6 protein-coding genes are annotated in these 6337 nt (G+C 43.8%); 4 read left to right on the top strand and 2 right to left on the bottom strand.

Annotated elements, in window-relative coordinates; genetic code table 11:
- Positions 1-524: 524 nt before the first annotated feature.
- Together CSV72_RS13480 and CSV72_RS13475 are read right to left on the bottom strand one after the other, a co-directional pair.
- Positions 525-713 (bottom strand): SE1832 family protein, encoded by a 189-nt coding sequence (locus CSV72_RS13480; RefSeq protein ID WP_099678774.1) that lies wholly within the window; start codon positions 711-713, stop codon positions 525-527.
- A 29-nt stretch (positions 714-742) separates the two neighbouring features.
- On the bottom strand, positions 743-1780 hold the full coding sequence (locus CSV72_RS13475) for a glycosyltransferase family protein (RefSeq protein WP_099678773.1): 1038 nt from the start codon (positions 1778-1780) through the stop codon (positions 743-745).
- 112 nt (positions 1781-1892) lie between these two features.
- Here CSV72_RS13475 and CSV72_RS13470 point away from each other — a divergent pair, with 112 nt between their 5' ends.
- The 4 genes from CSV72_RS13470 to CSV72_RS13455 all read left to right on the top strand — a co-directional run bounded on the left by CSV72_RS13470 (position 1893) and on the right by CSV72_RS13455 (position 6300).
- Entirely contained in the window at positions 1893-3824 is a 1932-nt protein-coding gene (locus CSV72_RS13470) for a cation:proton antiporter (RefSeq protein WP_233191291.1), read from the top strand.
- A 580-nt stretch (positions 3825-4404) separates the two neighbouring features.
- Positions 4405-4974, top strand: a complete 570-nt coding sequence (locus CSV72_RS13465; RefSeq protein WP_099678772.1) for a hypothetical protein — start codon at positions 4405-4407, stop codon at positions 4972-4974.
- Between the two features lie 113 nt (positions 4975-5087).
- On the top strand, positions 5088-5576 hold the full coding sequence (gene ybaK, locus CSV72_RS13460) for a Cys-tRNA(Pro) deacylase (protein ID WP_099678771.1): 489 nt from the start codon (positions 5088-5090) through the stop codon (positions 5574-5576).
- Positions 5577-5652: 76 nt separating this feature from the next.
- The gene (locus tag CSV72_RS13455; protein WP_099678776.1) at positions 5653-6300 is read left to right on the top strand and encodes a YczE/YyaS/YitT family protein; all 648 of its coding nucleotides are present in this window, start codon (positions 5653-5655) and stop codon (positions 6298-6300) included.
- Positions 6301-6337 lie beyond the last annotated feature (37 nt).

Genomic DNA, 6337 nt, shown 5'->3' with positions numbered 1-6337 from the left:
ACTTACAGTATCTACAAAAGTATGTACTTTCAGGTAGACGATTCTCTTTACTAGTCATATAAATTCTTTTTGGGTCAATAGAATAATGCGACAAGCCTTGTCATCATCACCTTTTCAAGAGGGAGTCGCCGCCATCTTCCGCTTCCATCCTACGTTGAAAGTAGAAGGATTTAGAATACTTACTGCCGTTAGTGAGTGACTTAGTGTTGCTTTTGAACATATTTAAATTCAAGAATAGATCCAGTTCAACTTTAGAACTAAGGACAATCCGAACTTCAATGCACGACAGGAAGTATCACCCACTTACACTGCAGGGATTGGAGCGTAGGAGGGGCGACTCCTGGAGGATCAGTTCGACAGGTGAGACAACCAAGGGAGCTTGCGACTGGTTGGCTCAACGCGAACCCTCAGGAAAGCGTCCCCTCCGAAGCGCAAATCCCCACCCCAACACAACCGCCAGCCTTACTAATTCTAAACTCCAAAAACAACCTCCATCAGCAATACCCGATAGAGGTTGTTCGTGTTTAATTCGTCGCTTTAGCGAGCTGTTTGTTCAAATCCGCGAGGCGGTCTTCCATTTTAGAAAGGCGCAACTCTGCATTTTCGATCATCTTCACATGACCTGTCGACTCCAACTTCTCCATATCACCCTGCAAGCTGATGTAGTCCATCTTCAGCTCCGCGATCTCTTGCTCCAACTGATCCTTCGTCATAACGGAAAACTCCTATCATATGTTTTCCTTTAGTGTAACATATTCTGCCTGGTGCGTTTAGGAAACTCTAGCAAGTAACGGATCGCCTCAATTACCTCTTCGTTACTCGTACCGACATCGATCTGCAACTGCTTTTTGATCGCGCGTTCCTTACGCGCATCATGCAACAACGGTTCCATAATCGCGTTCAGTAAGTTCGACTGTGTTACTTTACGGCCGAGCCCGAGGTGGGTGAAGCCGTTTCTTTCGGTCGGAAAGCCGAGGTTTGATTCGAATTCGTTTTGGGCAAGTACAATACATGGGACACCAATAACAGCTATTTCATAAGGCGTATAGCCCGCATCGCACAGAACCATATCGGCTTGTGAGAACAACTCTGCACGGTTGTCCGGGGCTTGGACGACTTTTGTGTTCGGTCGGCTCAATGCCATCATTTGGATTTCACTCACATCATGTTTATAATTCTTTCCTAGTAGCACCATAACGGATAAAGGAATTTGCAATTGCTTTAAATGTCGTAACGCACGAAACGTGAGATTGCCCGGATCTTCATCGCCGAATGAAATGACAAGTTGCGAAGAAGACGGGGATTTTCTCTTTAAACCGGCATGCCGAAAAGATTCTAGTGAAGCGTCTGCCATGAATGTCTGAGGCCCCACGATATAGTGGTCAGCATTCAGTTCTTGAGTTTCCGGATACAGCGTCTGAATCACCCAGTCTGCTAATTGTCCGCCATCACCAAAATCATCGAAATGTAGAATACTAGGCACTAGTTCATGAATTTTAGTCATTTCTTCCTTATAGCTTGGACCACTGTCGCGAATCAAAAGATCAGGCTGAAGTTTGCCTATTAATTTAATGAATGAAGAAGGACCGATTACTTTATGGCATGGGAATTGTTCGCTTGGAACTAGTGTTTCTTGATCGTATAAAAAGATGATTTGTGCTTCGCTTTTTAGCGTATTTGCCAGTATTAGTGCACGGCGTAAAGGATAACTTCCCTTACCTTCAGTTATGGAAAGATAGATCACGATTGTTTTTTGGACTTGTTTTTCGATAGGAACCACCCTTTCTGAATCTGCTCGTTCCTCTTACCCTATGAAAAACCGGAATAGTTTATTACAATGGGGAGAAAGCGATTCGGAAAGGCTTGGAAGAGGGAAGGAGGCGATCAACCTAATGTTCAATTCATTGATTATGGATTTGATGTTGGTCGTGTTAATTGGCGTGGCATCGCAGTGGATAGCTTGGCGTACGAGGATGCCAGCGATTGTCGTGATGGCAATTGCAGGGCTATTAGTTGGACCGATTTTTGGTTTGATCAATCCGCAGCAATCCATGGGAGATTTATATTCACCCATCATTACATTCGCAGTGGCTATTATATTATTTGAAGGTAGTTTGAATCTCGATTTTAAAGAAATTAAAGGATTTGGACGTCCCGTTGCGAGAATCGTAACGTTCGGTGCGTTTATCGCGTGGATTGCAGGTTCACTTGCAGCTCACTATATCGCAGGATTGTCATGGGAAGTGGCATTCATCATTGGGGGACTATTTATCGTCACAGGTCCTACCGTAATTTTACCTCTTCTTAGACAAGCACGGTTAAAACCCCGTGCAGCCGCCATATTGAAGTGGGAAGGAATTGTCGTCGATCCGTTCGGCGCACTTCTAGCAGTATTTGCATTTGAAGTCATCAAGTTCATCAATAGTGAAGTAACTGCCAAAGCGATGTTGTTGTTCGTTGGTGCTTCATTGTTCTCTGTACTTCTAGGTTGGGGAACGAGCCGGATTCTAGGTACAGCATTTGAAAAAGGTTGGGTACCGGAGTATTTGAAAGCTCCAATTTTATTCGGCCTCGTGTTATTTGTCTTCGTATTATCTGATGAGATTATGCATGAGACAGGGTTATTGGCCGTCACAGCGATGGGGATGACGATGGCTAATATGCACTTGACTACATTAGAAGATATCCGCAATTTCAAGGAGAATATTTCGGTATTGCTCATCTCAGGAATTTTCGTCATGTTGACGGCGTCTTTAGACCCGCATATCTTGATTGAAATTTTGAATCCGAAAATTATTCTATATGTACTCGCGATGCTATTTGTCGTCAGACCTCTGTCAATATGGGTATCAACAATCGGTACGGATTTGACGAATCGTGAAAAAACACTCATCGGGTGGATTGCGCCACGTGGTATTGTAGCGCTAACCGTCTCAGGCTATTTCGCGACCATATTGCTTGAGAATGGTTATAAAGATGCGGAGCTGTTAACCGCTTTGACATTCGCACTTGTGTTTGCGACTGTTGTCGTACATGGTTTTTCAATTGGCTGGCTCGCAAAGAAACTCAATTTGGCCACGCCGGAAGAATCCGGTGTAGTACTGATCGGAAGTACAAGATTTGTAGCAGAACTTGCGAAGAATATTAGTAACGCCGGTCATAAAGTTTTAGTTATGGAGGGCTCATGGGGCGGTCTGTCCAATGCACGAAAACTCAGTGTGCCAACGTATATGGGGGATATTTTATCCGAGCATACAGGCTATCATTTAGACTTGACGCCATATCGTTATATTTTGGCGATGACCAAGACAGATTCATATAACTCACATGTCTGCGCCGATTTCACACCGGATCTAGGACGGGACTTACTATTCCAGACGACCACACATAAACGAAGCGCAGGTCAACAGTTTAATTTGGCAACAGGGCAATTCCTGTTCACGCCGAACTTGTCCATCCATGAACTGGACGAACGTATCAACCAAGGGCACGTATTCCGTAAGACGTTGCTGACGAAACAATACAGCTACACGCAGTACTTACGCGAGCGCGATGACCAATCGATATTGTTGTACATCATACGGGCAAATGGAGAAATGGAGTTCTACACGGCGGAGAAAGAACTGAAAGCACAAACAGGGGATACAATCGTAGCGCTGTCGACGCTGAATAAAACAATCGAACGTACAATTGACCGACTAGAAGAAAAGAACGGCAAAGCGACTGTGCCGAAAGAAGTCATCGAAACAAAGTTCTTAGAAGATACACCGAATGAAAAACCAGCGATACCAGGCGAAACACCGCCGAAGATCATGAAAGATTGAGTGATTTGAAATATAAAGTAAGGTACTCGTGTTAAGTGACATTTATCGGTGTTCATTGAAGTTGAGATTGTGATTGTTTCTTTGTGTGAATTTGACAAGCCCTTGAACTTAACCAAGTTCAAGGGCTTTGCTTATTCATGCACTGTCTACAGTGGCAGATCTATTACCTCCATGATGAATGTAGGATTGAAGCGGAAGCTGGGGCGACTCCGGGAGGATAAGCGTGCGCCTTGAGACCCCGCAGGGAGCGAAGCGGACGAGGAGGCTCAAGCCACGCCCACGCCCTCCGGAACGCGTCCCCAGCTGGAACTTCAATCCCGTGCACTCTGAAACTAACCAGTAGCATTGTTTGTTCACATGCAAAAAAGGGTACCTATACTACACATATTCCCAAAACAAAAACTAGTAAATACCACCCGCCTCGCATATCCATCTGGTATGAAATGCGTACCTATTGGACAAAATGAAATCACCAATCTAAGCGAATCCAATCTTTTGTTGGATTGGCACTTCGCGCGCTACTGCGTAAACTAGTCATACTAGATACATATGTCGAAAATACCTATTCGGAGGTGATACCATGAATGCTGTAATAGGGTTTGCGAGCGCCGCCGAACAACTACAGCGGTATGACGCAGTCCGTAGAAAGAATGCCGAAAACGCCTATGAACGCCAAACGGAATTCCGTGAACAAGTCCAAAAGACCAAAGACGAACTAGTCGCATTGTTACGTGGAAACACACAACCGATTGAAAAGTCCGATGAAACGCAACAAGATTTCCAAAAACTTGGCGCAGGCCAGATAAAAAATATTTCGATTCCGCTCGGCAATAATTTAGATGAAACGATCGATATCTGGCGTAAAGTCCGCAAAGAGGCATACTCTGAATCACCGCCAACGACTGCGGATTATCAGCTAGCTAGTAATGCATCAGCGAAAATAACACAAGCAGAACTACAATTAGCGTTACATAATCGCGCCAAAACGATTCGTGATCAAATGGGTACAGTCGACAGCACCGCGGCGAATGACAGACCGAATCGTATGCAACAGCAATATAGCCATGCGTTTTCCATCTATCAAATACAAAATCAAGCTAGAATGAATCAATACGAGATGGATCAGCCACAAATGAATGTCAGTGTTTGATCTGATTCAGTTGAAATCGAAGCCCGTTTTGCTGGAACCCAGTGAAGGGGCTTTTTCGATGATATCTATTTTGTGAGTTTTCTATCCAAACGAAGAGAAAGGAAGTACTACTTATGTCAAAGAAGAGTAAGTTACCGAAAACCAATGCAATTCGCCTGATCGAAAGCGAAGAGATTCCATTTGAAATCCGTAGCTATCAAACGGATGACGGACATAATGATGGTGTTTCGGTTGCGAATAAAACGAATGAACCGGTCTCTACCGTTTATAAAACACTCGTTGCCATGGCGAGCAAAACAGACCTACTCGTTTTTATCATTCCGGTCTCAGACGAGCTAGACTTGAAAAAGGCAGCCAAAACGGCAGGCTTCAAAAAAGTCGAAATGCTTCCAATGAAAGAATTGATGAAAGAAACGGGCTATGTCCGTGGCGGTTGTTCACCAATTGGGATGAAACGGGAGTTGCCGACATTCATTGACCAACAAGCCGAAACGCTCGATTATGTTTATGTGAGTGCAGGCAAAGTCGGTTTGCAAATGAAATTAGCGCCACAAGATTTGGCGCAAGTCGCAAAAGCACAATTTAGTGATCTCGTAAAGTAAGTCCATAGCAACTTTGTCGATTTCTGTTACAATGAATCAATGAAGACACTGACGATTAGAAGAAAGAAGAATGTATATGCGTAATTTATTAGCTTGGCGATGGATATTTTTCATCGGCGGCATGATGATCATGTCGCTTGGCATCTCGTTGATGATCAAAGGTCAGCGGCTTGGAATTGCTCCTTGGGACGTGCTCCACCTCGGTTTGTATCAAAACTTTGGATTAACGATAGGATCATGGAGTATTATATCGGGTTTTGTTATCATTTCGGTCACTTCGATTATTTTGAGAGAGTGGCCAAGAGTAGGTACATGGCTTAATATGTTGGTCATCGGATTATTTATCGACTTTTTCAACTGGCTTATCCCTGATGTCACTTCGTTGACTGTGCAGATTATTTGTTTCATTATGGGTGTATTTGTCCTATCTTATGGGGTGGGAATATACGTATCGCCGAATCTTGGGGCAGGGCCACGTGATAGCTTGATGTTGTTATTTGTTGAAAAGTTTGGCTGGAGCCTTCGATTAGTACGAACTACGATAGAAGCCATAGCCACACTGATCGGTTTCTTACTGGGTGGACCTGTGGGAGTCGGTACATTGGTTGTCGTCCTATTCTCTGGTCAAATCATTCAGATTGCTTTACCGCAATGCAAGAAAATATTATTGAAAATCACTCATCAAACAGATGAAAAAGTTTTATTACACTATAAAGGAGCATAAGCCCACTCGGCTGTGCTTTTTTTATTTGCCTATACAT

It is taken from the genome of Sporosarcina sp. P20a, assembly GCF_002743175.1.
Taxonomy (GTDB): domain Bacteria; phylum Bacillota; class Bacilli; order Bacillales_A; family Planococcaceae; genus Sporosarcina.
This window is presented reverse-complemented; position numbering and strand designations above follow the sequence as displayed.